General features: G+C 59.9%; 22 protein-coding genes and 2 pseudogenes. 11 read left to right on the top strand and 13 right to left on the bottom strand.

Annotation, left to right across the window (positions count from 1 at the left end; genetic code table 11):
* Window positions 1-4: 4 nt before the first annotated feature.
* From D882_RS0100570 to D882_RS0100555, 4 genes are all read left to right on the top strand, one after another.
* Window positions 5-2,542 carry an RND family transporter gene (locus D882_RS0100570; protein WP_027921438.1) on the top strand — a complete coding sequence of 846 codons (2,538 nt, stop codon included), beginning with the start codon at window positions 5-7 and terminating at the stop codon, window positions 2,540-2,542.
* A gap of 6 nt (window positions 2,543-2,548) precedes the next feature.
* Window positions 2,549-4,327, top strand: coding sequence for an acyl-CoA dehydrogenase C-terminal domain-containing protein (locus tag D882_RS0100565; protein ID WP_027921437.1), 1,779 nt, complete (start codon window positions 2,549-2,551; stop codon window positions 4,325-4,327).
* Between the two features lie 101 nt (window positions 4,328-4,428).
* Entirely contained in the window at window positions 4,429-6,072 is a 1,644-nt protein-coding gene (locus D882_RS0100560; RefSeq protein ID WP_027921436.1) for a fatty acid--CoA ligase, read from the top strand.
* A gap of 538 nt (window positions 6,073-6,610) precedes the next feature.
* A complete protein-coding gene (locus tag D882_RS0100555) occupies window positions 6,611-6,934 on the top strand; it encodes a hypothetical protein (RefSeq protein WP_027921435.1) in 324 nt (107 codons plus the stop codon).
* Window positions 6,935-7,164: 230 nt separating this feature from the next.
* On the opposite strand, the gene D882_RS0100550 is transcribed toward D882_RS0100555, so the two are convergent.
* Both D882_RS0100550 and D882_RS0100545 read right to left on the bottom strand, forming a co-directional pair.
* Window positions 7,165-7,371 (bottom strand): hypothetical protein, encoded by a 207-nt coding sequence (locus D882_RS0100550; RefSeq protein ID WP_027921434.1) that lies wholly within the window; start codon window positions 7,369-7,371, stop codon window positions 7,165-7,167.
* 291 nt (window positions 7,372-7,662) lie between these two features.
* Window positions 7,663-8,403: a hypothetical protein gene (locus tag D882_RS0100545; protein WP_027921433.1), complete on the bottom strand. Its 741-nt coding sequence runs from the start codon at window positions 8,401-8,403 to the stop codon at window positions 7,663-7,665.
* A 310-nt stretch (window positions 8,404-8,713) separates the two neighbouring features.
* Between D882_RS0100545 and D882_RS0100540 the strand changes: the two genes are divergently transcribed.
* The 3 genes from D882_RS0100540 to D882_RS0100530 all read left to right on the top strand — a co-directional run bounded on the left by D882_RS0100540 (window position 8,714) and on the right by D882_RS0100530 (window position 11,271).
* Window positions 8,714-8,929 carry a molybdopterin-binding protein gene (locus D882_RS0100540; RefSeq protein ID WP_027921432.1) on the top strand — a complete coding sequence of 72 codons (216 nt, stop codon included), beginning with the start codon at window positions 8,714-8,716 and terminating at the stop codon, window positions 8,927-8,929.
* Window positions 8,930-9,008: 79 nt separating this feature from the next.
* Window positions 9,009-10,028, top strand: coding sequence for an ABC transporter substrate-binding protein (locus D882_RS0100535; RefSeq protein ID WP_027921431.1), 1,020 nt, complete (start codon window positions 9,009-9,011; stop codon window positions 10,026-10,028).
* A gap of 16 nt (window positions 10,029-10,044) precedes the next feature.
* A complete protein-coding gene (locus D882_RS0100530) occupies window positions 10,045-11,271 on the top strand; it encodes an RtcB family protein (protein ID WP_027921430.1) in 1,227 nt (408 codons plus the stop codon).
* 21 nt (window positions 11,272-11,292) lie between these two features.
* Here the strand turns inward: D882_RS0100530 and D882_RS0100525 are convergent, their stop codons facing one another.
* From D882_RS0100525 to D882_RS0100510, 4 genes are all read right to left on the bottom strand, one after another.
* Window positions 11,293-11,718 carry a hypothetical protein gene (locus D882_RS0100525; protein ID WP_027921429.1) on the bottom strand — a complete coding sequence of 142 codons (426 nt, stop codon included), beginning with the start codon at window positions 11,716-11,718 and terminating at the stop codon, window positions 11,293-11,295.
* Between the two features lie 126 nt (window positions 11,719-11,844).
* Window positions 11,845-12,258 (bottom strand): VOC family protein, encoded by a 414-nt coding sequence (locus D882_RS0100520; RefSeq protein WP_027921428.1) that lies wholly within the window; start codon window positions 12,256-12,258, stop codon window positions 11,845-11,847.
* 181 nt (window positions 12,259-12,439) lie between these two features.
* Window positions 12,440-13,042 carry a TetR/AcrR family transcriptional regulator gene (locus D882_RS0100515; RefSeq protein ID WP_027921427.1) on the bottom strand — a complete coding sequence of 201 codons (603 nt, stop codon included), beginning with the start codon at window positions 13,040-13,042 and terminating at the stop codon, window positions 12,440-12,442.
* Complete coding sequence (locus tag D882_RS0100510; RefSeq protein ID WP_027921426.1) at window positions 13,029-13,880, bottom strand: 3-hydroxybutyryl-CoA dehydrogenase; 852 nt, start codon at window positions 13,878-13,880, stop codon at window positions 13,029-13,031. Before D882_RS0100510 ends, D882_RS0100515 begins: the two co-directional genes overlap by 14 nt.
* Before the next feature lie 166 nt (window positions 13,881-14,046).
* Here D882_RS0100510 and D882_RS0100505 point away from each other — a divergent pair, with 166 nt between their 5' ends.
* Window positions 14,047-15,063 (top strand): AraC family transcriptional regulator, encoded by a 1,017-nt coding sequence (locus tag D882_RS0100505; RefSeq protein ID WP_027921425.1) that lies wholly within the window; start codon window positions 14,047-14,049, stop codon window positions 15,061-15,063.
* A 19-nt stretch (window positions 15,064-15,082) separates the two neighbouring features.
* Here the strand turns inward: D882_RS0100505 and D882_RS0100500 are convergent, their stop codons facing one another.
* The 3 genes and pseudogenes from D882_RS0100500 to D882_RS1000000133380 form a co-directional block, all read right to left on the bottom strand.
* Window positions 15,083-15,988, bottom strand: a complete 906-nt coding sequence (locus tag D882_RS0100500; RefSeq protein ID WP_027921424.1) for a hypothetical protein — start codon at window positions 15,986-15,988, stop codon at window positions 15,083-15,085.
* A 3-nt stretch (window positions 15,989-15,991) separates the two neighbouring features.
* Window positions 15,992-16,123, bottom strand: a pseudogene (locus D882_RS1000000133005) (integrase core domain-containing protein); the annotation flags it as partial.
* A 24-nt stretch (window positions 16,124-16,147) separates the two neighbouring features.
* Window positions 16,148-16,366: pseudogene (locus D882_RS1000000133380) on the bottom strand (hypothetical protein); the annotation flags it as partial.
* A gap of 156 nt (window positions 16,367-16,522) precedes the next feature.
* Here D882_RS1000000133380 and D882_RS0100485 point away from each other — a divergent pair.
* A complete protein-coding gene (locus tag D882_RS0100485) occupies window positions 16,523-18,337 on the top strand; it encodes an ABC transporter ATP-binding protein (RefSeq protein WP_027921423.1) in 1,815 nt (604 codons plus the stop codon).
* Here the strand turns inward: D882_RS0100485 and D882_RS0100480 are convergent.
* From D882_RS0100480 to D882_RS0100470, 3 genes are all read right to left on the bottom strand, one after another.
* Entirely contained in the window at window positions 18,309-19,244 is a 936-nt protein-coding gene (locus tag D882_RS0100480) for an alpha/beta hydrolase (RefSeq protein WP_027921422.1), read from the bottom strand. The genes D882_RS0100485 and D882_RS0100480 overlap by 29 nt on opposite strands.
* Window positions 19,245-19,475: 231 nt before the next feature.
* On the bottom strand, window positions 19,476-20,474 hold the full coding sequence (locus D882_RS0100475; RefSeq protein ID WP_027921421.1) for an NAD(P)H-quinone oxidoreductase: 999 nt from the start codon (window positions 20,472-20,474) through the stop codon (window positions 19,476-19,478).
* 58 nt (window positions 20,475-20,532) lie between these two features.
* On the bottom strand, window positions 20,533-21,744 hold the full coding sequence (locus D882_RS0100470) for a YbfB/YjiJ family MFS transporter (RefSeq protein WP_027921420.1): 1,212 nt from the start codon (window positions 21,742-21,744) through the stop codon (window positions 20,533-20,535).
* 113 nt (window positions 21,745-21,857) lie between these two features.
* Here D882_RS0100470 and D882_RS0100465 point away from each other — a divergent pair, with 113 nt between their 5' ends.
* Window positions 21,858-22,733, top strand: a complete 876-nt coding sequence (locus D882_RS0100465) for a LysR family transcriptional regulator (protein WP_027921419.1) — start codon at window positions 21,858-21,860, stop codon at window positions 22,731-22,733.
* Between the two features lie 60 nt (window positions 22,734-22,793).
* Here the strand turns inward: D882_RS0100465 and D882_RS0100460 are convergent, their stop codons facing one another.
* Window positions 22,794-23,516 (bottom strand): pirin family protein, encoded by a 723-nt coding sequence (locus D882_RS0100460; RefSeq protein WP_027921418.1) that lies wholly within the window; start codon window positions 23,514-23,516, stop codon window positions 22,794-22,796.
* Window positions 23,517-23,861: 345 nt separating this feature from the next.
* Here D882_RS0100460 and D882_RS0100455 point away from each other — a divergent pair, with 345 nt between their 5' ends.
* On the top strand, window positions 23,862-24,812 hold the full coding sequence (locus tag D882_RS0100455; protein WP_027921417.1) for a GlxA family transcriptional regulator: 951 nt from the start codon (window positions 23,862-23,864) through the stop codon (window positions 24,810-24,812).
* Window positions 24,813-24,883 lie beyond the last annotated feature (71 nt).

Genomic DNA, 24,883 nt, shown 5'->3' with positions numbered 1-24,883 from the left:
AGACATGGGCAACATAAAACAACAAGAAGCCATGCCGGTGATCCGCGACGTGCGCGATTTCGACCGTCGCTCCGGCAACCTGCTGGAACGCCTGGTCTTCAACTACCGCCCTCTGTTCATGCTGCTGATGGCGCTCGCCACCGTGGTGCTGGGCTTCATGGCGGTCACCCGTCTGGAGCTGCGCCCCAGCTTCGAAAAAATGATTCCGCAGAGCCAGCCGTACATCCAGAATTTCCTGGAAAACCGTGCGTCCCTACGCGGCCTCGGTAACTCGGTGCGGGTGGTGGTGGAAAACACCCAGGGCGACATTTTCGACCCTGAATACCTGGACGTGCTCAAGCAGGTCAACGACCAACTGTTCCTCACCGAAGGCGTTGACCGCGCCTGGATGAAATCGCTGTGGAGCCCGGCGGTACGCTGGACCGAAGTCACCGAAGAAGGCTTCCAGGGTGGCCCGGTGATGCCCGACACTTACCAGGGCAAGCCTGAGCAAATCGAGCAGCTGCGCCAGAACATTTCCCGTGCCGGGATCGTCGGCAGCCTGGTCGCCAGCGACTTCAAATCCAGCATGCTGATTGTGCCGCTGCTGGATAAGGCGGGCGCCGGCGGAAAGCGCATCAACTACCACGAATTTTCGCAGATGCTCGAAGAGCAGTTGCGCGACAAGATCGAATACGCCGGTGACAGCGCCGCGCGCAAGTCCGGCGTCGAAGGCAAAGGTCACTACAAAGTCCGGGTGATCGGCTTCGCCAAATTGATGGGCGACCTGATCGACGGCCTGATTCAGGTGATGATGTTTTTCGGCCTGGCCGTGATCACGTCGCTGGTGATCATTTACGCCTACACCCGTTGCGTACGCAGCACCTTGCTGGTGGTCGGCTGCTCGCTGATTGCGGTGGTCTGGCAGCTGGGCATCGTCGCCTGGCTGGGTTACGCCATCGACCCGTACTCGGTGCTGGTGCCGTTCCTGATCTTCGCCATCGGCGTGTCCCACGCCGCGCAGAAGATGAACGGGATCATGCAGGACATCGCCCGCGGCACCCATAAACTGATCGCCGCGCGCTACACCTTCCGCCGTCTGTTCATTGCCGGGGTCACCGCGCTGCTGGCCGACGCCGTGGGTTTCGCCGTGCTGATGCTGATCGACATTCCGGTGATCCAGGACTTGGCGATCACCGCCAGCATCGGTGTCGCCGTCTTGATCTTCACCTCGCTGCTGCTGATGCCGGTGGCGCTGTCCTACGTCGGCGTCGGTGCGAAAGCCGCCGAGCGCGCGCTGAAAATCGACACCCGCGCTGAAAAGCACAAAGGCTTTGGCCGACTCTGGGATTTGCTCGACCGTTTCACCACCCGCAAGTGGGCCACGGGCGCCGTATTGGTCGCGGTGCTGATGGGCGTCGGCGGCTTCATGGTCAGCCTGCACCTGAAAATCGGCGACCTGGAAAGCGGGGCGCCGGAGCTGCGTGCCGACTCGCGCTACAACCGTGACAACGCCTACATCACCCAGCATTACGCACTGTCCAGCGACCTGTTCGCGGTGATGATCAAGACCGCACCGGAAGGCTGCCTGAACTACAAGACCCTGGTATTGGCCGACCGTCTGGCCTGGGAGCTGCAACAGAACCCGGGCGTGCGTGCGACCACCTCGCTGGTCAACGCCGTGCGCCAGATCACCGCCGGCACCTACGAGGGCAACCCCAAGCTCAACAGCATCCAGCGCAACCAGGACGTGCTCAACTACGCCGCGCAACAGGCCTCGGTCAACTCGCCGGAGCTGTTCAACAACAATTGCTCGCTGATGCCGGTGATCGCCTTCCTCAAGGACCACAAGGCCGAAACCCTGGACGAAGTGGTCGCCATCGCCGACAAGTTCGCCAAGGAAAACAGCACCGACGATCGTCAGTTCCTGCTCGCTGCCGGCAGTGCCGGGATTGAAGCGGCGACCAACATCGTGGTGCGCGAGGCCAATCACACCATGCTGCTGTACGTGTACGCGGCGGTGACGCTGTTCTGCCTGATCACCTTCCGCAGCTGGCGCGCGACGCTGGTGGCGCTGCTGCCGCTTGTGCTGACCTCGATCCTCTGCGAAGCCTTGATGGTGGCGATGGGCATCGGCGTGAAAGTCGCGACCTTGCCGGTGATCGCGTTGGGCGTCGGCATCGGCGTCGACTACGCGCTGTACCTGCTGAGTGTGCAGCTGCATTTCCAGCGTCAGGGTCTGTCGTTGTCCCAGTCGTACCGCAACGCCGTGTCGTTCACCGGCCGGGTGGTCGGGCTGGTCGGCATCACTCTCGCCGCCGGCGTGGTGTGCTGGGTCTGGTCGCCGATCAAATTCCAGGCCGACATGGGCATCCTGCTGACCTTCATGTTCCTGTGGAACATGCTCGGCGCGCTGATCCTGATTCCGGCCCTGTCGTACTTCCTGCTACGCGAAAAGTCCCTGGAAACACGTCCTGTCGAGGACGCTCTGCTGGCGCCCGCCGAAGAAGCCGGCACCTCGCACACTTCACCTGTTCCACATGCCTTGAGCACACCTGAGTAAGTCACTATGTCCGAATACAAAGCTCCCTTGCGCGACATGCGCTTCGTCCTCAATGAAGTCTTTGAGGTGTCCAGCCTGTGGGCGACATTACCTGGCCTGGCCGAGGTGATTGATGAAGAGACGGCTGCCGCGATCCTCGAAGAGGCCGGCAAGATCACTGGTGAAGTGATCGCACCGCTGAACCGCAATGGCGACGAACAAGGCTGCACCTGGAACAACGGCGAAGTCATCGCGCCGGACGGTTTTGTCGCCGCGTACCAGGCGTTCGCCGAGGGCGGTTGGGTCGGCGTGGGCGGTGATCCGCAGTTCGGCGGCATGGGCATGCCCAAGGCGATTTCGGCGCAGGTCGAAGAGATGGTCAACTCGGCCGGCCTGTCCTTCGGCCTCTACCCGATGCTGACGGCCGGCGCGTGCCTGTCGATCAATGCCCACGCCAGTGAAGAGCTCAAGCAGCGTTATTTGCCGAACATGTACGCCGGCACCTGGACCGGTTCGATGTGCCTGACCGAAGCCCACGCCGGCACCGACCTGGGCTTGATTCGTACCCGCGCCGAGCCTCAGGCCGACGGCAGCTATAAAGTCAGCGGCAGCAAGATTTTCATCACCGGCGGTGAGCACGACCTGACCGAAAACATCATTCACCTGGTACTGGCCCGACTGCCGGATGCACCGGCCGGTCCTAAAGGTATTTCCCTGTTCCTGGTGCCCAAGGTGCTGGTCAACGACGACGGTTCCCTGGGCGAGCGCAACGCGCTGTCCTGCGGGTCCATCGAGCACAAGATGGGCATCAAGGCCTCCGCCACCTGCGTGATGAACTTCGACGGCGCCACTGGCTGGATCGTCGACGCGCCGAACAAGGGCCTGGCGGCGATGTTCACCATGATGAACTACGAGCGTCTGGGCGTCGGCATTCAGGGGCTGTCCTTGGGCGAGCGCTCGTACCAGAACGCTGTCGAGTACGCCCGTGACCGTCTGCAAAGCCGTGCGCCAACCGGTGCGCAGAACAAGGACAAGGCCGCCGACCCGATCATCGTCCACCCGGACGTGCGCCGCATGTTGTTGACCATGAAAGCCTTGAACGAAGGAGGCCGTGCGTTCTCCAGCTACGTGGCCCTGCAACTGGACACGGCCAAGTACAGTGAAGACGCGACCACGCGCAGTCGTGCACAGGAATTGGTCTCGCTGTTGACCCCGGTGGCCAAGGCGTTTCTCACCGACATGGGCCTCGAAACCACATTGCACGGTCAGATGATTTTCGGCGGCCACGGCTACATCCGCGAGTGGGGCCAGGAGCAGTTGGTGCGTGACGTGCGCATCACCCAGATTTACGAAGGCACCAACGGCATCCAGTCGCTGGACCTGGTCGGGCGCAAGATCGTCGGCAGCGGCGGGGCGCTTTACCGCTTGTTCGCCTCCGAGGTTCGTCACTTCGCCGCCAACGCCAACGCCGAGTTCAGTGAGTTCAGCAAGCCGTTGAACGCCGCCGTGGACGTCCTCGACGAATTGACCGCGTGGGTGCTCGACCGGGCGAAAAACAACCCGAATGAAATCGGCGCAGCCTCGGTCGAGTACCTGCAAACCTTCGGCTACGTCGCCTACGCCTACATGTGGGCACTGATGGCCAAGACCGCCATCGGCAAGCAGGCCGAGGACGACTTCTACGTCAGCAAACTGGCCACCGCACGCTTCTACTTCGCCCGCCTGCTGCCACGCATCCATTCATTGAGCGCATCGGTCAAGGCCGGCAGCGAGTGCCTCTACGAGCTGGACGCCGCGCAGTTCTGATCGCCAGGCCCCCGCGACTCCCGACTCCGCGTCGGGAGTCGATTGCAACTGAGTGCATCGAGGGGCTCTGAGCCAATAACATAAGGACCAGGAACCCAAACATGATGGCGACAAAAATAATCCCGCCCGCCGATGGCGCCTACGCCTATCCCTTGCTGATCAAGCAATTATTGCTGTCCGGTGCGCGCTACGAACCGGGTCGCGAAATCGTCTACGCCGACAAACTGCGCTACGACTACCAGACCCTCAACAAACGCATCCGCAAACTGGCCAACGCCTTGACGGCCGCCGGCGTGAAAGCCGGGGACACCGTGGCACTGCTGGACTGGGACAGCCATCGCTACCTGGAATGCTTCTTCGCCGTGCCGATGATCGGCGCGGTGCTGCATACGGTGAACATTCGTCTGTCGCCGGATCAGGTGCTGTTCACCATGAACCACGCCGAAGACGATCTGGTGCTGGTGCATGATGATTTCCTGCCGTTGCTCGAGCAGGTCCAGGATCGGTTGACCACCGTCAAAGGCTATCTCCAACTCACCGATGACAGCGCCGCCAGCACCTCGTTGCCGGTGCTGGGTGAATATGAGCATTTGCTGTCGCTGGCATCAGACCAGTACGACTTCCCCGATTTCGACGAGAACTCGGTGGCGACCCTGTTCTACACCACCGGCACCACCGGCGACCCGAAAGGCGTGTACTTCACCCATCGCCAACTGGTCCTGCACACCCTGAATGCCGTTGGCACGCTGGGCGTGTATCAAGGCCAGCCGCTGCTGCGTTCCGATGACGTGTACATGCCGATCACGCCGATGTTTCACGTGCATGCGTGGGGCGTGCCGTATGTCGCCACGCTGATGGGGCTGAAGCAGGTTTATCCGGGCCGCTACGAACCCAACAGCCTGGTCCGGTTGTATCGTGAGGAGAAGGTCACCTTCTCCCATTGTGTGCCGACCATTCTGCAAATGATCCTGAACTGCGAGGCCGGGAAGCAAACCCGTTTCGAGGGCTGGAAAATGCTCCTCGGCGGCAGTGCGCTGACCCTCGGTATCGCCAGCGAAGCCAGCGCCAAAGGCATGGTGGTGCACAGCGGTTACGGCATGTCGGAAACCTGCCCGTTGCTGTGCCTGAGTTACCTGCGTGACGACGTGCTCAAGCAACCCATGCAAGACCAATTGGCAACCCGCATCAAAACCGGCACCCCGGTGCCCATGGTTGACCTGAAAATCGTCGATGCCAGCGGCAACGATGTGGTCCATGACGGTGAGTCTCTCGGCGAAATCGTGGTCCGCGCACCGTGGCTGACCCAGGGTTATTTGAAAGAACCGGCAAAGGGCGCCGAGCTCTGGCTCGACGGCTGGATGCACACGGGCGACATGGCTTCCATCGACTCGATGGGCGGCGTGGAAATCAAGGACCGCATCAAGGATGTGATCAAGACCGGGGGCGAGTGGATCAGCTCGCTGGAACTGGAGAGCCTGATCAGCGAACACGCGGCGGTGATGTCTGTCGCGGTCGTCGGCATCGTCGATGAGCAGTGGGGCGAACGGCCCATGGCGATGGTGGTGTGCGAGCCGGGTCAGTACCTCGACAAGCAAATCCTCGAGACGCACCTGCAGACATTTGTCGAGAGTGGGCGTATCAACAAATGGGCGATTCCGAAGCAGTTCAAGTTCGTGGCCGAGATTCCCAAGACCAGTGTCGGGAAGATCAACAAGAAGCTGATTCGGGAGAGTGAGGCGGGCTGACGGTTGAAGCAGTTGTCCGGCTCGTTGGGTCGATAAAAGAACGTGGCGTGGGGGAGACCTCACGCCACGTTTTCGTTTGGGGTTGCTTGTTGATTGTGGGGGGGATTTAAGGACTTGGCCTACGCCGATTTCCAACTTTCCTGACTGCTTTCCTGATTGATCTCCCGCAAAGTCTCGCGCGCTCAAAACGCTGCGCGAGGGCGAAATTTCTGGGCAAGGTCGTCGGAAGTTTCCTTCAAGTTGTGGCGGCTTTGATGAACTGGTACGAAGTGAGATCCATGGATAGTCTTTGGCTGTCGCTGCAAATGCAGTGGCAGGGTGTAGGAACCCTTGGATTTTCACCGCGCGTCAGCGCTGTCGTGTGATTGCGGCACTTACTTAGTGTCCGTAAGATCGTTCGCGGCGGCTGTGCGCGGGACACGCTTCGGCGTGGCTGAGTTTGGTGGATCCTCAGTTTCCTACTCCCGCGTACGGCTGCCACCCAAGCCCGTAGGAAGGCCGTTGGTAGCTTAAATTTATCCGCCCAAGGTCTGAAAAAATGAAAACCCTTCACCCCGATCCACCCTACGAAAAACCCATTCCCCACCCCAAAAGCCGCTTCATGGCGCTCACCAGCAACTGCACCGACATGCCCACGCTGTTCGTCGACACCCACGCGCCGCTCGATGTTTTATACGAAGCTGCCAACTACCGGATTCGCGCCGTCACCCAGGTACTGGAAAACATGTCGATGCGCGGTTCGGTCGAGTGCGAATCCTTCATCCTCAGCGACTTTGCGCTGCTGTGCGCCATCCCATTGCGCGATGGCTGTGATGTGCTGGATGTAGTGGGGCGGCGATTGCGGGCGCAGGCTTCGGATTAGCGCCGCTGAATAATCGTTCCCACGCTCTGCGTGGGCATGCAGCCCATGACGCTCTGCGTCAAACGGGTGCCCGGCTTGACACCGGCAGTATGGCTGGAACGCGGAGCGTCCCTTGAGGCGTTCCCACGCAGAGCGAAGGAACGATCATCGCAATAGCGACTCACCGCAAAGCACATGCGCAAGTAGGGGTCACCCACCAGTGGGTGCCACTCCTTGGTGCAAAGACTCACTCAGAGCAAGTAACCCGCAGCCTGGGCGAGGTGGTTGTCCTGCACACCAGCGATCAAGTGCAAGGGGATGTGCTGTTGTTCTTCCATGACGGGCACTTCGAAGCACCCCACAATTTGAACGTGCCGCTCACTCAATCCGGACGACTCTTGTGCCTGTAATTTAGCCATTCTCGCGTGGTTCGCTGCGATTTCACTGAGGGTTGACACGTTAAATCTCCGGTGACTCACCAGGCGTTTCGCTGGTGTCCTTAAATGTTGAGTGGATTGTCGTCGCGTCAGATTTACGTCGTTTCCGGGCGGCTACGACCGGCCTTTGCAATCCCTGCGCCAGAGCGTCTCGTGCATTGCGCGACACGATTTACCAAGCGACGAATGGTTGAAAGGACAAGAAAGTTTCTGGGCGTGTCGTCGGAGAGTTTATGAAAGTTGCAGCGGTTTAAATGACCGTATGCGCCTTTCGACTGCGCATACGGTGTCGCGAATGCTCTGTAACGTCGCTTACTTGATCTCGACGTCGTTGAATTTCACGACGCTGTCATCGCCGTGATTGGTCCGCAGGCTCAGCTTGAGTGCAGGGGAATTTTGTAAATCACCGCGTCCTTGCTCAAACGCCAATCTCACCCGCGTGGGTACGCCGCGCACAACCGGGAAGGTTTCGCGGTTCATGAACTTTGAAGAGCCTACCTGCATCTTGTCGATGTTCAGCGCCCCACCGGTTTCTTCGAACAGACTTGTGTCGGAGTTGAAGTGAAATTCACCGTCCAGGCGGGTATTCGTCAGCTCGAAATCACAGTTGGGCGAACGCCCGATTTTCTCGCAGCCCAACAGTTCGATGCGCACACCGTCAATCACCTCGATGCGTTTGCCCAACATATTGGCACCGCCGTTCTCGATGAATTTCTGCTGGTTACGGGCGAAGTCGAAACTCGGTTTTGCGTATTCACCACCCAATGCGAAAAAAATCACCGCCAGGCCCGCCGAGAGGATCACCAGCATTGCACCTTTGAGCATCTGCGGGAGGCGGCTGGCATACCAGCCCAGGAAAATGACCGACAGAAAAACAAAGGCACTCATGAACAGGATCACGTTTTTCCAGTTCAGAAAGCTCAGCCCGAACACGGTAGGGTCTGGAAACACATAGGTGATCAACCCCCACATAGCAGCCAGCAGTGCACTGATGCCGCCCATGATGCGCGTGATAAGACCGGAGATTTTCTTCGGTGGCAGTGCGGTTTCCATGTAAATCCTTGAGTGATTTCGTCGACGGGCGTTGTTGCCCATCGAGAGAGGTTGAAATAGGGAAGGGCGCTTCATGGAGTCCATTATCGAAGCGTTAGCTGTCAATTTTGAGTGAAATCAAGAGGGATGGCAATCTAATGGCCAAGGTCGTCTGTTTCGCCTGAAAGCAGGGAGCGAGAGCGGGCTTTGTTATATCTAAAAAGAATAAATAGATAATTATATATTCCTTTTATTGCTTGCCTGATGGGTGCACGTTGGAGGCCTGCACATTTTGTGCGTATTGGCCCGACATCAGACAGGAAGCCTCATCATGACCATCAAAGCGATTAACGTCCGGAACCAGTTCAAGGGCGTTATCAAGGAAATCGTCCAAGGCGAAGTGGTGTCCGAAATCGACGTGCAAACCGCCTCCGGCATCGTCACCTCAGTGATCACCACCCGTTCGGTGCGCGACCTTGAACTGAAAGTGGGCAGCGAAGTGATTGCCTTCGTTAAATCCACCGAAGTCTCGATCGCCAAGCTCTGAAGCCCCCAGCCAACACATACTTTGTAGGTTGTGCCATTCCTTAATTTATCGGCATTGGCCAGTCACCCCCGAGGTTTTCATGACGACACCTTTCAAGCGCTCCGCACTAACCCTGTTCGCCACTTCCGTGGTGGCGCTGAGCGCATTACTCAGCCCGGTGGTTCAGGCCGAAGGCAAAATCAGCATTGCCCAGCAATTTGGTATCGGTTACCTGATTCTGGATGTGGTGCGCGACCAGCAGCTCATCGAAAAACACGGCAAGGAGCAGGGCCTCGACATCAAGGTCGACTGGAACAGCATCTCCGGGGCCACCGCCATGAACGAAGCGCTGCTGGCCGGGGCGCTGGATGTGGTGTCGGCCGGCGTGCCGCCGATGCTGACGATCTGGGACCGGACCAAGGGCAAGCAAAACGTCAAGGCCATTGCCTCGCTGGGGTCGATGCCCAATTACCTGCTGACCAATAATCCGAATGTGAAAAGCCTCAAGGACTTCACCGAAAAGGACCGAATCGCGGTGCCGGCGGCGGGGGTAGGTTTCCAGTCGCGCACCTTGCAGATCGAAACGGCCAAACAGTTTGGCGTGGACAATTTCAAGAAGTTTGACGATATCTCGATCAGCCTGGCCCACCCCGATGCAACGTCGGCGCTGATCGCCGGCGGTTCAGAGATCAACTCACACTTCTCCAGCCCGCCGTTCCAGTACCAGGAACTGCAAAGTCCCAACGTGCACAAGGTGCTGAGTTCCTACGACGTACTGGGTGGCCAGGCCACGTTCAACGTGTTGTACACCACCGAAAAATTCCACGACGAAAACCCGAAAACCTACAAAGCGTTTTACGCAGCGCTGGCCGAGGCAGAGCAGATTATCAAGGCTGATAAGCCCGCAGCGGCCCAGACCTATATCCGCGTGGAGCAATCGAAACTATCCTTGCCATTGGTTGAGAAAATCGTCGCCGACCCGGAAATCGATTTCACCGTGGTGCCACAGCGAACCTATATCTATGCCGAGCAATTGCAGACGTTAGGGGTGCTGAAAAACAAGGCAGACAGCTGGAAAGACTATTTCTTTGAGGAAGCACATGGCGGTGCAGGCAGTTGAGACACGCTCGAACATTATGCAAACCCCGACCTACCAACGGCTGGACGTCGCCAACGGCAAGCCGATCAAGCTCTGGACCGAAGGCGTCCCGGTCGAAAACGAAGCCCGGCAGCAACTGATCAACACCGCGAAGATGCCGTTCATCTTCAAGCATCTGGCGGTGATGCCTGACGTGCACCTGGGCAAGGGCTCGACCATCGGCAGCGTGATTCCGACCGTGGGCGCGATCATCCCGGCGGCCGTCGGCGTCGATATAGGCTGCGGCATGATCGCCGCCTGCACCACGCTGACCGCTGCGGATTTGCCCGACAACCTGCACGGTTTGCGCAGCGCCATCGAGAGAGCGGTGCCCCATGGCCGCACGCTGGGACGTGGCGTCCGGGACAAAGGCGCCTGGGACAGTGTTCCGAAACAGGCCGATCATGCCTGGTCGGCGCTGGCTTCACGGTTCAAGGCAATCACCGATAAGTACCCGAAACTCGCCCACACCAACAACCGTGGGCATTTGGGCACGTTGGGCAGCGGTAACCACTTTATTGAAGTGTGCCTGGATGAGACCGACCGGGTCTGGTTCATGCTGCACAGTGGTTCTCGCGGGGTCGGCAATGCCATCGGAAACCTGTTCATCCAACTGGCCCAGGCCGACATGCGACAGCACCTCGCCAACTTGCCGGACCGTGACCTGGCCTATTTCAAGGAAGGCAGTCGGCACTTTGACGATTACGTCGAAGCCGTGGGTTGGGCGCAGGATTTTGCCAGACAGAACCGTGCGCTGATGATGCAATCGGTGATTCAAGCGACCCGGCAAGTGATCAGGAAACCCTTCGAGGCGGCGCTGGAAGCGGTGAACTGTCACCACAACTACGTGCAAAAAGAGCGGCACTTCGGCGAGGACATCCTGGTCACCCGCAAAGGTGCGGTGTCGGCGAAGAAGGGCGAGTTGGGGATCATTCCGGGGTCGATGGGCGCGAAAAGTTTTATCGTTCGCGGGCTCGGCAATGAGCAGTCGTTCTGCTCCTGCAGCCACGGCGCCGGCCGCACCATGAGCCGCACCAAGGCGAAAAGTCTGTTCACCGTCCAGGATCAGGTTCGCGCCACCGCCCACGTGGAATGTCGCAAGGATGCGGCGGTGATCGATGAAATCCCGATGGCCTACAAAAACATCGACGACGTGATGCACGCCCAGCGCGAACTGGTGGAAGTGCTGCACACCTTGCGCCAGGTGGTGTGCGTCAAGGGCTGAACACTTCCACTCACCGAGCGATTACTTGTACTTGATCACGATGCCTTTGAGCTTGCGGCCCTGAATCGTTTCGATGTCGCGGCTCCACAGCGGCCCGCTGACATACGCGCCGACGGTCCCGATATGGTCGTAAACCACGACCACGGCATCGCCGCCAAGCTTGGCGGATTCCTCCCGCAGCTTTTCTTCAACCTGTGTAATCGGCGGGGCTGGGTCGACGCTGGCATCGATCAGCACTTCACCCAACCGAACATGCGGGCGAAGGGGCTCGGTGCGCAACACCACCACTTCACTGGCCAGTGTTGGGGCCGGATGTTCGACACCCACATAGGCTGTGGTCTGGGCATCGACGGTGGCGCAGCCATTGAGCGCGAGCAGGGCGGCGGCGAGCCCTCCCGCCAGCAGCGACATTTTGCAGCGGGTGGACCAAGGGGCATGGGCAGGCATAGCGGGTGTCCTCCGAACAATCCGTTGCCACGCGGGTGGCTTGTTGACGGTAGCAGACGGTCCGGGAGTTGCCAGAAAGCCCAACGTTCGCAGGTTGGGCTTTTTCAGGCCGGAGGCCAAAGCGTGTTACTGATCCTTCTCGCAGTTGACCATCCACGACACGCCGAACCGGTCCACCAGCATGCCGAAACGCGCCGCCCAAAACGTCTGTTCCAGCGGCATTTGCACGGTGCCGTCTTCCGACAAGGCATTAAAGACCCGTTCCGCTTCAGCGATGCTGTCGACATTCAGCGACACCGAAAAACCGGCCATGTCATCGACGGGACGATCCGGTGTGGTGTCAGACCCCATGATCGCCTGATCGCCCACCACCAGGCGGGTGTGAATGATCAGGTTATGAAGGTCTGTCGGCACGTGCTCGCCGGCCGGGGTTTCACCGAAGGTCATCATGGCTTCGATCTTGCCGGGCAAACTTTTCTCATAGAAAGTGAACGCCGCTTTGCAGTCGCCGTTGAAGATCAGGTAGGGGTTGATTTTCATGGTGTGCTCCCGGTAACGAAGGAGGCCGGGCGTGGCTGATCGACCCCCGGCCCACAGTAATTGGACGCCATTAGCAAAGCGTTAGAGGGAGGGTTTGGCAAAATTCGTTTAGATGATTTTTCTATTGAAGCGGGGTGTTTTATCGCCTGGACACGCGTGCACCTGACCTTGCATCAGGTGCTCACGCCACCGCGCGTGGCGCCGAAGGCCGCAGTAGACGCTCAATGGCCCCGCTCACCATGTTTTCCAGCAGTTCATCGCGCTCATGGTCGTTCAGCGGATGTTGCATCAACCAACTGGGGGCGCTGTTGAGCAAATTGGCGATGGCGTGTGCTGTGGCGCGTCTCGCCTGTTCACCGACCCGCGGTTTGGTGCCGAGCATCAGCAGCAGGCGGTGTTCGTATTGCTCGCGCAATTGCCGGACGCGCGCCTGTTGCTCGTCATTGAGGCAACCGCTGTCGCGTTCCGCCAGACGAAAATGCCACGGCATTTCCCGGTGCAGATTCAAATGCGCACGGATCAGGTTTTGCAGCTTGTCGCGTTTCGCCGGGCCCTTTTGATCGAGGCGATCCAGGGTCGCCAGCAGCTCTTCGTAGAACTCCTCGATCAGGTCGAGCAGCAAGTGCTGCTTGCTCGGGTAATGGTGATACAACGAGCCCGCGGAAAGCCCCAGGCACGTCGCCAGCTCACGCATGCCGACCTGACCGAAACCCTTGCTGGCAAACAACTCCAGCACTTTGTCCCGGTACTCGGCAAAGCGCGAGCAACGCTCAGGCATAGGCATGGAAGCCACGTCCTGTTTTACGACCCAGATAACCGGCGGCGACCATTTCCTTGAGCAGCGGAGCCGGGCGGTATTTGCTGTCGTTGAAGCCGTCGTAGAAGGCTTCCATGATGGCCAGTAAGGTATCCAGGCCGATCAGGTCGGCCAGGGCCAGCGGGCCGATCGGCTGGTTGCAGCCCAGGCGCATGCCCGCGTCGATGTCTTCGGCACTGGCCAGTCCTTCCTGGAACACCAGAATGGCTTCATTGATCATCGGCACCAGAATCCGGTTGACCACGAAACCCGGGCGGTTGCCGGCGGTGATCGCGGTTTTGCCCAAGGTGGTCGCCATGTCCAGGGCCAGGGCATGGGTGGCGTCGCTGGTTTGCAGGCCGCGAATCACTTCAATCAGGCCCATCACCGGCACCGGGTTGAAGAAGTGCAGGCCGATGAAACGCTCAGGCTGGCTGACGCTGGCGGCGAGTTGGGTAATCGACAGCGACGAGGTGTTGGAGGCAATCACGCACTCGGCACTGACCTGCGCGGCGATTTGTTGCAGCACGCGCAGTTTCAGGTCAAGGTTTTCGGTGGCCGCTTCGATCACCAGTTGCGCGTTTTTCAGGCTGTCGTATTGGGTGCTGGTGCGAATCCTGTCGAGGGCGACGTGTTTCTGTTCCTCGGTCAGCGTTGCCTTGGCGACCTGGCGATCGAGGTTTTTGCTGACGGTGGCCAGCGCTTTTTGCAGGGCGCTTTCGGAGATGTCGATCAGGGTCACGGTGAAGCCGGCCAGCGCACAGACCTGCGCAATCCCGTTGCCCATGGTGCCCGCGCCGATCACGCCGATGTTTTGCAGATTCATCTTGCCGTCCTTCCACTCATACCTTGCGATACCTTGGCCGTCACAACGGTCGAAGGCGTACTATTGGCCGCGAGTCTAGAACCGGCCGTTCAGTTGTCCTATGCCGCAACTGTTCAACGCTGCTGGTGTTTTTTGCCATTCAAGTGTCAGGGAGCGAAACGTTCACATGCGGGAAAACGACTCGGTTGCCGTTTATTTCGTGCAGGCCATGATCCACGCTCTGGGAGGAGATTCGCAGCGCCTGACGGCTGTGCTGGAACAGGCCGGTATCGACCCGGCGTTGATGGCTGATCCCACGGCGCGGGTGCCGGCCAGCGCGTTCGCCGAGCTGTGGCTGATTCAGATCCGCGAGTTGAACGACGAGTTTTTCCGGCTCGACTCCCACGGCATGCCGCCGGGCAGCTTCGCCTTGATCTGCCGCGCCTTGATTCAAGAACCCGACCTGCACAAAGCCATGCGCCAGTGCCTGGCCAATTTCGGCCTGTTCCTGCGCGACTTCCGCGGCACCCTGAGCGTGCGCGGCAAGCGCGCAATCATCAGCCTCGACACCCACGCGCAAAACGACGACGTCAGCCGTTTCGGCGAAGAGACGTTCCTGGTGCTGATGATCAGCCTGCTGTGCTGGCTCGGCGGACGACGCATTCCCATCGACCGCGCGGACTTCCGCCATGAGCGCGTGTCCCTCAGTGACGACCGCCTGCTGTGGGGCCCCAACCTGACCTTCGGCGCCGAGCGCACCGAAATCGAATTCGCCAGCCACTACCTGCGCCTGCCGGTGGTGCAAGACCTGGCCTCACTCAAAGTATTCCTGCGCACGGCCCCGCAATGGCTGGTGATCCGTTTCCGCAACCAACACGGCCTGGCCTCGCAAGTCCACCAGCGCCTGCGCAACAGCGACTACAGCGAATGGCCGACCCTGCAGGATTTCGCCCTCGAACAACACCTGAGCCCCAGCACTTTCCGCCGCAAACTCGAGCGCGAAGGCTGCTCGTATCAGGAGATCAAGGACGAAGTACGGCGCGGCGTGGCGTTTGAACAATTACGCCAGAGCAAGGCGAGCATCAGCGACATCGCTGAACGGCTGGGCTTTCAGGAACCGAGCGCGTTTCATCGAGCGTTCAAGAAATGGACGGGGGAGAGCCCGGGGCGGTATCGGGCGCGGTTTCAGGTGGGTGTGGAGTAAAGTCGACTGTTCTGGTGTATCAGTCATTCCAAGGAAAGCGCTGAAGGATATAGCGAGGTTTGCTGGAGCCGATTCGCTTGGCGCTTAATGTTATGTCGTAGGTTTTATAGAGATTCGCGTTCACCTCATTCGGATTGGGGATCGCTCTTGGGATACCTCCGTAAATAACCAAACCGTCGATGGTCCGAAATTCGAATGCCCGCTTATCCGGGAGCGCTCCAATAAACTCACCCGTGAACGTCTCTGTCGTTTCCTGGATGTTATCCAGGCTTAGCCGAGTCTTGCTTTTGCGGACCTGTTCACTGTCTGTGAACTGAAATTGACGGGTGGGGGTGGTCAGAGAACAAGAAGCGTCGTAGCTGGACAGCTTCCCCAGAAAATCTGCGACGCTCGACAGGGCTCTATCGGCCAATCTCGACACCGGTTCGGAGAGTTCTTCATCACTCTTCGTCGTGGCTTCGAGCAACTCGGTCATAAGGTCGATGGCTTGTGAAACCAAAGAGATCCCTTCCATTTCCGCTTGCGCCGCAGGAGGGACTTCCTCCAGTTCGAAGCCAAAAGAGCCGAGCGCCGTTCCCGTTATGAGTAACTGATTGTTTGACCGATTTGGAATAGGGCCTTTATCGGCAAGAGTTCCGGAGATTGACGCCGCAATGGTAGCAATAGCTTCACTGAACGCTTGCGTTGCTGCCGTACCAAATTCGGCCAATACCCCCTGAGTACCTAAAACGGGGGCGCCACGATAGGTAATGACGACCTTCGCAGGTTGGTGCGTGTTCTGACTATTCGCTTCAAGCGCTGATGTCGCTTGCGCAATTCGAGAGCGAATGGACATTGCGGATAGCTTGCTGAGCCCAGGTTTGGCTAGCTGCTTCTCCAGAAAGAGGAGCTCTGCCGACGTGTGCAGGTATTCGTTTCTATTCATGTGCTAGCTGTGTAAACCCACCACGTTGTTCACGGATGCTATTCGGCTAATTGGTGGCAAATAACTCAGGCTGGCATGCGGGCGATGCCAGTTGTACTCGTGCAACCATGACGTCAGGTAGGTCGCGCGCTGATCAATCAGCTCAATGTTCTCTGCAAAACTACCGTTCAGCCATTGGAATCCTTCAGCCATGCCCATCCTGTGCAGCTCAGAGCGATGCGAGAGATAGCCATGCAGAATTTGACATCGATCCTGACTGATCGCGAAGCGTTCTATGAAGGCCAAGAGATCAACCTCATAGGGAGATCGATCCATCCCGGCAGGGTTTTGTTCATTGATGGGAGGGATAAGTCCCTCCGGGTTCCATTCAGGTATCAATCCCGGCTTCCTTGCTCAGTGATCTGAAAGTCGGTCGATCCTCATCCTGACGTCCTCTTGCGTCAAGCGAACAAACGTTACAGTTGATTCGCATCACGCACATTGCCGGGCTGAAGTACCCTGTCACCTTGTTTGCCCTCTGCGAGCTTTCCCCCCATGCCAGCGGCCCTTAACCGCCTCACCGCTCTGTTCGACCAGGCCCGACGCGCCTTGCTTCTGGTCTGGGGCACCTCCCGTGGATTGTTCCTCGGCCTGGTCCTGGCCACCCTGATTGCCGGTGTCCTCCCGGCGCTGGCCGCCTGGATCGGTCAACGCATCGTCGACGCAGTGGTCAGCGCCATGCAGTTGCACGCGCAGCAGGGCAGTGCGCCGTTGTGGCCGGTGGTGCGTTATGTGTTGATGGAGGCGGGGGTGTTGGCGTTGTTGTCCGGTACGCAGCGGGCGCTGTCGGTTCAGCAGTCGCTGTTGCGCGTGCAGTTGGGGCAGAAGGTCAACACGATGATTCTGGAGAAAGCCCAGACGTTGTCGTTGGTGCAGTTCGAGAACTCCGAGTTTTACGACAAGCTGGTGCGGGTGCGGCGCGAGGCGTCGACCCGGCCGCTGGCGTTGGTGATGAAGTCGTTGGGGCTGATCCAGAACCTGATTGTGCTGATCAGCTTTGGCGTGTTGCTGGTGCACTTTTCGCCGTGGGCGCTGGTGCTGCTGGTGGTCGGTGCATTGCCGGTGTTTTTCGCCGAGGCGCATTTTTCCGGGGATGCGTTTCGGCTGTTCACCCGCCGGGCGCCGGAGAGCCGGCAGCAGAATTACATCGAGACGCTGCTTTCCCACGAGGGGTACATCAAAGAGGTCAAGCTGTTCGGCTTCGCGCCGCTGTTGTTGCAGCGTTATCGCGACACCTTCGCGCGGCTCTACGCCGAAGACCGCCGCTTGACGTTGCGTCGCGATGGCTGGGGATTTGTCCTCGGCCTGCTCGGCACGGCGGCGTTCTACCTGGCGTATGCGTGGGTGGTGGTCGATGCCGTTCACGGCCAGATCACCCTGGGGCAAATGACCATGTACCTGGTGTTGTTCAAGCAGGGACAAACCGCCGTCAGCAGCAGCTTGAGCGCCATCAGCGGGCTCTATGAAGATGGCCTTTACCTGTCGAATCTCTACGAGTACCTGGCCGAACCGGTGGTGGCCGATACCGGGACGCTCACGGAAGGTGCCGTGCCTGGCGATGGTCTGCGATTCGAGAACGTCGGCTTCACATATCCGGGGGCGAGTCATGCCGCATTGGAAAGCATTGACCTGCACCTGGTGCCGGGGCGCAGCCTGGCGCTGGTGGGGGAGAACGGCTCGGGCAAGACCACACTGATCAAGTTACTGACCCGTTTGTACCGCCCCGATCAAGGGCGCATTTTGCTCGACGGCAGCGATTTGCAGACATGGCAGGAGGTCGCGCTGCGGCAGCGCATCGGCGTGATCTTTCAGGATTACATCCGCTACCAATTCTCGGTGGGCGAAAACATCGGCGTCGGCGACACCTTGGCGTTCAACGATGAACAGCGCTGGCAGGATGCGGCGGCCCAAGGCATGGCCGCGCCGTTCATCGAGCGTCTGGATCGCGGGTATGCCACGCAGCTGGGACGATGGTTTGCCGGAGGGCAGGAATTGTCCGGCGGGCAGTGGCAAAAGATCGCGTTATCGCGCGCCTACATGCGCCGCAATGCCGATATCCTGATTCTCGATGAGCCGACGTCGGCCCTCGATCCGGCGGCGGAAGCGGCGGTGTTCGAGCATTTCAGCGAGCACACCGAAGGTCGCATGACGTTGCTGATTTCCCATCGGTTTTCCAGCGTGCGCAATGCAGACCACATCATCGTGCTGGACCAGGGCACGATCCTCGAGCGTGGCGATCACGACAGCCTGGTGGAGGCGGGCGGGCGTTACGCGCAGCTGTTCAACCTGCAAGCCCGGGGTTACCGCTAGGTTTGGCTTTCATCAAACCATCGATTGCCTGGCGATACTGACTGCCACCCAGAATCATGCTGTTGTTATGCGTCCCTCCGGGCACCAGCAGCAGGCGCTTGGGTTCATTGGCGGCATTGAATAATTGCTGGCTGAAGCGTGAAGGCATGAACGGGTCGGCCAGGCCGTGGACCACCAGCAGCGGCATGTCGATGCCGACGATCTTGTCGATGGAATCGAATTTCTGCGACACCAGCCAACGCACTGGCAGCCATTTCACGGGCAGGTTGCTGTCGGCCACTTGCGCCACGGCATCGCCCAGCGAGGTGAACGTGGACTCGATCACCAGGCCGCGCACGGGCACGGGGTCATGGTGCTTTTTCGCTTGTGCGGCCAGGTCTGCCGCGAGGTCGATGGCCACCGCGCCGCCCAGGGAATGGCCGTAGATCAGGCGCTTGTTGGCGTCCGGTTGCATCTGGGTGAAACGCTCCCAGGCCGCTCGGGCGTCTTCGTAAACACTGGCTTCCGAGGGCAAGTCACCTTTGCTTTGGCCGAACCCTCGGTAGTCGATGGCCAGCACCGAGTAACCCATGGCGCGCAATTGCTCGATGCGAAACGCCTGGCCCGTGAGGTTCCAGCGCACACCGTGCAGGTAGAGGATCGACGGCGCATCCCGGCGCGCGGCTGGCCACCACCAGGCATGCAGGTTTTGCCCGGCCTTGAAGCTGGCGGGTTTGATGTCGAACTCCTGCACATCGCTCGGCAGGCCGCGGTACCAACCGGCGGTGCCCGGCTCGATGCGAAACAGCAGCTCGCGTTCCTTGTATTTGAGCACGCCACAACTCACCGGCAGTCCGACGATCAGCGCGGCCATGCACAGCAACGGTAGCCAGCGACGGCCTAAGCGGCTCAACCAATTCGACAACATGCGATGGTCCGGAAGATCAGCAGGAAAGGACGGGTTTTAACAGATGCGTGGTGGGGGCGGGAAGAATTTCGACAGCCGTACGAGGTTGTGGGGTGAACGATCGGGCCCCATCGCTGGCAAGTCGAATCGTCGCACCGTCGGTCCCACATGGGATCCCCGGTGTTCACAAAACCACTGTGGGAGCCGAGCTTGCTCGCGATGGGGCCATTGCCGGCAAAGCGAAAATCCCGATCAATCCACCTTCAACACAATCTTCCCAACATGATCCCCAGCCTCCATCCGCGCATGGGCCTGTGACGCATCGTTGAGTGCATACACCTTGTCGATCATCGGCAGGCAACGCCCGGCGGCGAGCACTGGCCAGACGTACTCGCGCAACTGTTCAGCAATCGAGGCCTTTTCTTCGCGGGTGCGTGAGCGCAACAGGGAACCGGTGATGATCGCGCGCTTGGCCATGATCGCCAGCAAATCGACATCCTTGGCGTGAGCACCACCAAGAAAGCCCAGCATCACCAGTCGACCCTCCATGCCCAGCGCCGCAATATTGGGATTCAGGTACGAACCGCCCATGATGTCGAGGATCACGTTTACCCCTTTGCCGGCGGTTTTTTGCGCGATGACCTCGGCGAAATCCTGGTCGCGGTAATTGATCGGCTCGGCCCCCAACTGGCGGATCACCGCACACTTGTCCTCGCTGCCCGCCGTGGCGAATGCCTTGACGCCGAACTCGCGGCACAACATCAACGCGGTGGTGCCGATGCCACTGGTGCCGCCGTGGATCAGGGCGCGCTGGCCTTTGCTGGCGCCGCCCATCTCGAACAGGTTGGCCCACACCGTGAAGAAGGTTTCCGGGACTGCCGCCGCGTGCACCCAATCCATCCCCTCAGGGATCGGCAGTGTCTGGCCGGCCGGTGCCACGCAATACTGCGCGTAGCCGCCGCCGTTGGTCAGCGCGCAGACCTTGTCGCCAACAATGAATTCGCTGACGCCGGCGCCGATGGCCACCACTTCCCCGGCCACTTCCAGCCCCGGGAACGGGCTCATGCCGGGTTTCAGCGGGTACTTGCCGGCACGTTGAAGCGCATCAGGGCGGTTGATCCCCGCAGCGTGTACGCGAATCAACACTTCGCCCGCCGCCGGGGTGGGCACCGGCTCCTGACGCGGCTTCAACACCTCGGGGCCGCCGGGCTCGGTGATTTCAATCAGGGTCATGGTTTGAGGCAAGGTCATGTCGAAGTCCTGGGACAGAGAAGTCATAACAGTGGGACCGCATTGAGGGAGCGGTGATTCAGTTCAAAACAGGCAGCAAATCATCACGACGGTTGAGCAAACGCATGCCCTGTTCCAGCAGCAGTGCAACCACAATCGCACCGGCCGCGATGACAAACAACAAGGCGTGATGACCGCCGCTGGCATTGAACAACGCCGAATAGGCAAACCCGGCGATGGCCTGAAAGGTGGCGAACGAAACCGTCGCGCGGCTCCAGGCCACTTGCTGCTGATGATGCTGCGGGATCAGTTCGTGAACCCGTGCCAGCGCCAACGGGACGATGCCCGGCGGGAACGAGCCGAGAATCACCGCCAGCAAGGCCAGCGCCGTAAAGGAACTCGATATCGCCAACAGGCCAACGGCAATTGCTTGCACCACCAGCACCACGCGAATACTGACCTTCGCGCCGAACTGATCCGCCAGAAAGCCATAACTCACCGGCCCGATAATCGCGCCGAGGCCATACATCACCCAAATCAGTGCGCCGACGTGCGGCCCGGCACCGAGACCACGGGCGACGTAATCCACCAGAAACACCATGGCGGGCACCAGTCCGGCGGCCATGAACGCGTATTGAGCGAACAGCAGGTATACCCGTGGATCAGTGGCCGTCTTGGGCTCGTCGATTGACGGCGCGACGGCTGGGTGGTGCGCCTCTGACGGCCAGCCGAACCAACTGGCAGCGGTGAGCACCAGGGACAACAGACCGAGGCCAAACCAGGTCTGCTGCAAGCCAAGGCTCAGCAACGGCGGAACAATCGTCCCCGAACCGGCAATGCCCAGGCCAATCCCTAGAAAAATCGCACCGCTGGCCAACCCGCGGCGTGATGCCGGCACGTGGGGCAACACGGTCGCGGCCACCAGCACCATGATCGCGCCACCGGCAACGCCCGACAGCAGGCGCCAGCCAAAGAACCAACTCACCGACAAGGGAAAGCCACAGGCGAAAAACGACAATGTCACCGCCAACATCATCAGCCGCAGCGCGGTTTTGTTGGAGGTGCGTTGCGCGACAGGGCGGCCGATCAGGGCGCCAATCAGATAGCCCACGAGGTTGGCGGCGCCGAGGTAAACCACGTCGCTGGCGCAAAACCAGTGCGCCTGGATCAATGCGGGAATCAACGGCGTGTACGCAAACCGCGCCAGGCCAATGCTGACCAGACTGGCGCTGAGGCCGGCGAAGATCGGCAGCCAAATGGCGCGTCGCGAGGGGGTCGATGAGCTGTGCATGAGCAGGATCCTGAGAGGTGTTTGCTGGCCTTCAGCCTACCGCGATTATCTGATGCAATAACGCAGCGATTTTGCGTTATGGTGATGCGTATATGCATCGGTAGGAGAGCCGCATGAATTGGGATGACGCACGGGTATTTCTCGCGGTTTGCCGAGAGTCGACACTGCGCGGCGCCGCGCGGGTGCTGGGGGTCGATCAGGCCACGGTGGGGCGACGGATTACGGCGCTGGAAAAGTCATTGAGTGCCACGTTGTTCCTGCGCACCTCGGAAGGTTATGCACTGACCGCCGTCGGCGAGGCGGCGCTGGCGGCGGTGGAAAAAATGGAGCGCTCGGCGCTGGAGCTGCAGCGGCAGATCCAGGGGCTGGATGACCGCTTGACCGGGCTCGTCAGGGTCAGCACCACCGATTCCATGGCCATCGATTTTCTGATCCCGGCCATTGCGCGCCTGCATCAACAGCACCCCGACGTACGTGTGCAACTGGACGCCTCGACGCAGATTCTCAGCCTTGCCAAACGCGAAGCCGACATCGCCGTGCGCAATACCCGGCCGGATAACCCGGACCTGATCGCGCGACGAATCGCCCGCTGGCCGGTGGGGCTTTTTGCGTCGCAGGCGTATGTGGACACCCACGGCGTGCCGGCGCCGGGCTCGGCGTTCGAGGGGCATGATCTGGTGGTGTATCAGCCGTACTTGCAAAACCAGAAGGACATGACGCTGGTGTCGGAGCCGTTGCATCGCGGGCGGATTGTGTCGAGCCTGAGCTCCAGCCTGTTGGTGCGTCGATCGATTGCGGCGGGTATCGGGCTGGGGGAAATTCCGGTGTACATGGGGGAGAGGGACGGGTTGGTCAGGCTGTGGCCGGAACGCACCCGACCGCTGCCGTATGACGTCTGGCTGGTGACCCACGCCGACTTGCGGCACACCGCGCGGGTGCGGGCGGTGATCGATGAAATTGTCGCGGTGTTCTCCGGCACCGGCGAATAACACACCTGTAGCCGCTGGCGAAGCCTGCGTCCGGCTGCTACAGGGATTTGCGTTTAACAGTTATGGCATTTCAGGCAGCTCTTGCGGGCGCAGGTCGAATACCAGCACTTCAGCATCCGCACCGTTGCTCAACGTCAGCACCTGCTCATTGCGAACCCGCACGCCATCACCTTCCTGCAACTGCACGCCATTGAGTTCAACGCTGCCACGGGCCACGTGCACATAAGCATAACGATTCGCCGCCAGTTCCAGCGCAGCGCTTTCCTTGCCGTCGATCAGCGTGGCGTACACACGTGCGTCCTGTCGCACTTTCAGCGAACCCTTGTCGCCGTCGGGGGAGATGATCAGTTGCAGACGTCCGCGTTTCTTTTGCGTGCTGAAGTGCTCTTGCTGATAACGCGGTTTGGCGCCGCTGACTTGCGGCACGATCCAGATTTGCAGGAAATGCACGGGCCGTGTCGCCGAGTGGTTGTACTCGCTGTGGGCCACGCCACTGCCGGCGCTCATCAACTGCACATCACCCGGACGGATCACCGAACCGGTACCCAGCGTGTCCTTGTGTTCCAGCGCGCCTTCGAGCACGTAGGAGAAAATCTCCATGTCGCGGTGAGGGTGTTGGCCGAAGCCTTTACCGGCCGCCACGCGGTCATCGTTGATCACCAGCAGGTCTGAAAAACCCTGTTCTTTGGGGTTGCGATAGTTGGCGAAGGAAAAGGTATGGAACGACTTCAACCAACCGTGATTGGCCGCGCCGCGATCAGAAGCTTTGCGAAGGGTCAGCATGATGAAATCTCCTGTTGGGACGTTGATTCGTCCGAGTGAGGAGAAGGTTAATGGTTACTGGTGGGTGCAATAAGTAGATGAAAATTGAAACACTGTCCCGATGAGGTTGACAGTAGTGTGCGGACGATCACGCATTCTTTCCCGACACAGGCGCCACGATTGGCCATAATGCACAGCACCCTTTTAACGCCTTACACACAACCCCCTGTAGGAGTGAGCCTGCTCGCGATCCCGATGTGTCAGTCAACATTGATATCAACTGATACCCCGCCATCGCGAGCAGGCTCACCTACAGGGACCGGTGTCTGGCCGGTATTCTTTTTTGACTTCAGTGATTTCTAACCCATGAAAACCGTGGCAATGGTGTTATTCCCGGGCTTCCTCCTGCTCGACATGGCCGGTCCCATGGAGGTGTTTTCCATCGCCAACCGCTACCTGGCCCCGGCTGACCACTACGTCCTCACGACCATCGGCACCGAACCCGGCGCATTGCGTGCGTCCAACGGCGTCAACGTCCAGGCCGATCTGCACATTGATCAGGCAACTCAAGGCTACGACCTGCTGCTGGTGCCGGGCGGCCCCGGTGCCTATAACGAGAAACACCCGCCGTTGCTCAACTGGCTCACGGGCGCGGTGAATCGCGCCGGGCGATACGGTTCGATCTGCACGGGGGCTTTCGTGTTGGGGCACGCCGGTTTGCTCGACGGTTACCGCGTGACCACTCACTGGCACTACACCGAACGGCTGATCAAAGGCTTCCCCAAGGCCACCGTGGAGACCGATCAGATTTACGTGCTGGACCGTAACCTCATCACCTCCGGCGGCGTGACCGCCGGCATCGACCTGGCGCTGGCGGTAGTCGCCGAAGACCATGGCAAAAAAGTCGCGCAGGACGTGGCCAAAGTGCTGTTGGTGGTGATGAAGCGCCAGGGCGGACAGGCGCAATTCAGCCCGTTGATGGCCACGGTTGCACCGCACGAAACGCCGATCACCCGGGTGCAAAACTATGTGCTGGAACACCTGGATGAAGCGTTCTGCATCGAGCGCATGGCCGGTCTGGCAACCATGAGTGCGCGGCACTTCACCCGGGTTTTTGCCCGGGAAGTGAACATGACACCGATGGAGTTTTTGCAAAACGCGCGCATCGACCGCGCCAGAAGCCTGCTGGAAACCAGTGACCTGCCGCTCAAGACGGTGGCGTTCAAAAGCGGCTTTGGCAGCGTACGCCACATGCGTTTCCTGTTCGGCGAAAAGCTTGGCCTGACCCCCAGTCAGTACCGTGAACAGTTCAGCTAGCGTGTTGTGTCCGTCATGCGCACCTTGATGGCCGGGACGCTCCCTCCGTGGCCGTTGAACCGTCACGCAGG

The organism is Pseudomonas sp. URMO17WK12:I12 (assembly GCF_000514395.1).
Taxonomy (GTDB): domain Bacteria; phylum Pseudomonadota; class Gammaproteobacteria; order Pseudomonadales; family Pseudomonadaceae; genus Aquipseudomonas; species Aquipseudomonas mucoides.
Note: the sequence above shows the minus strand (reverse complement) of the source record. Positions and strands in the feature narration are given on the sequence as shown.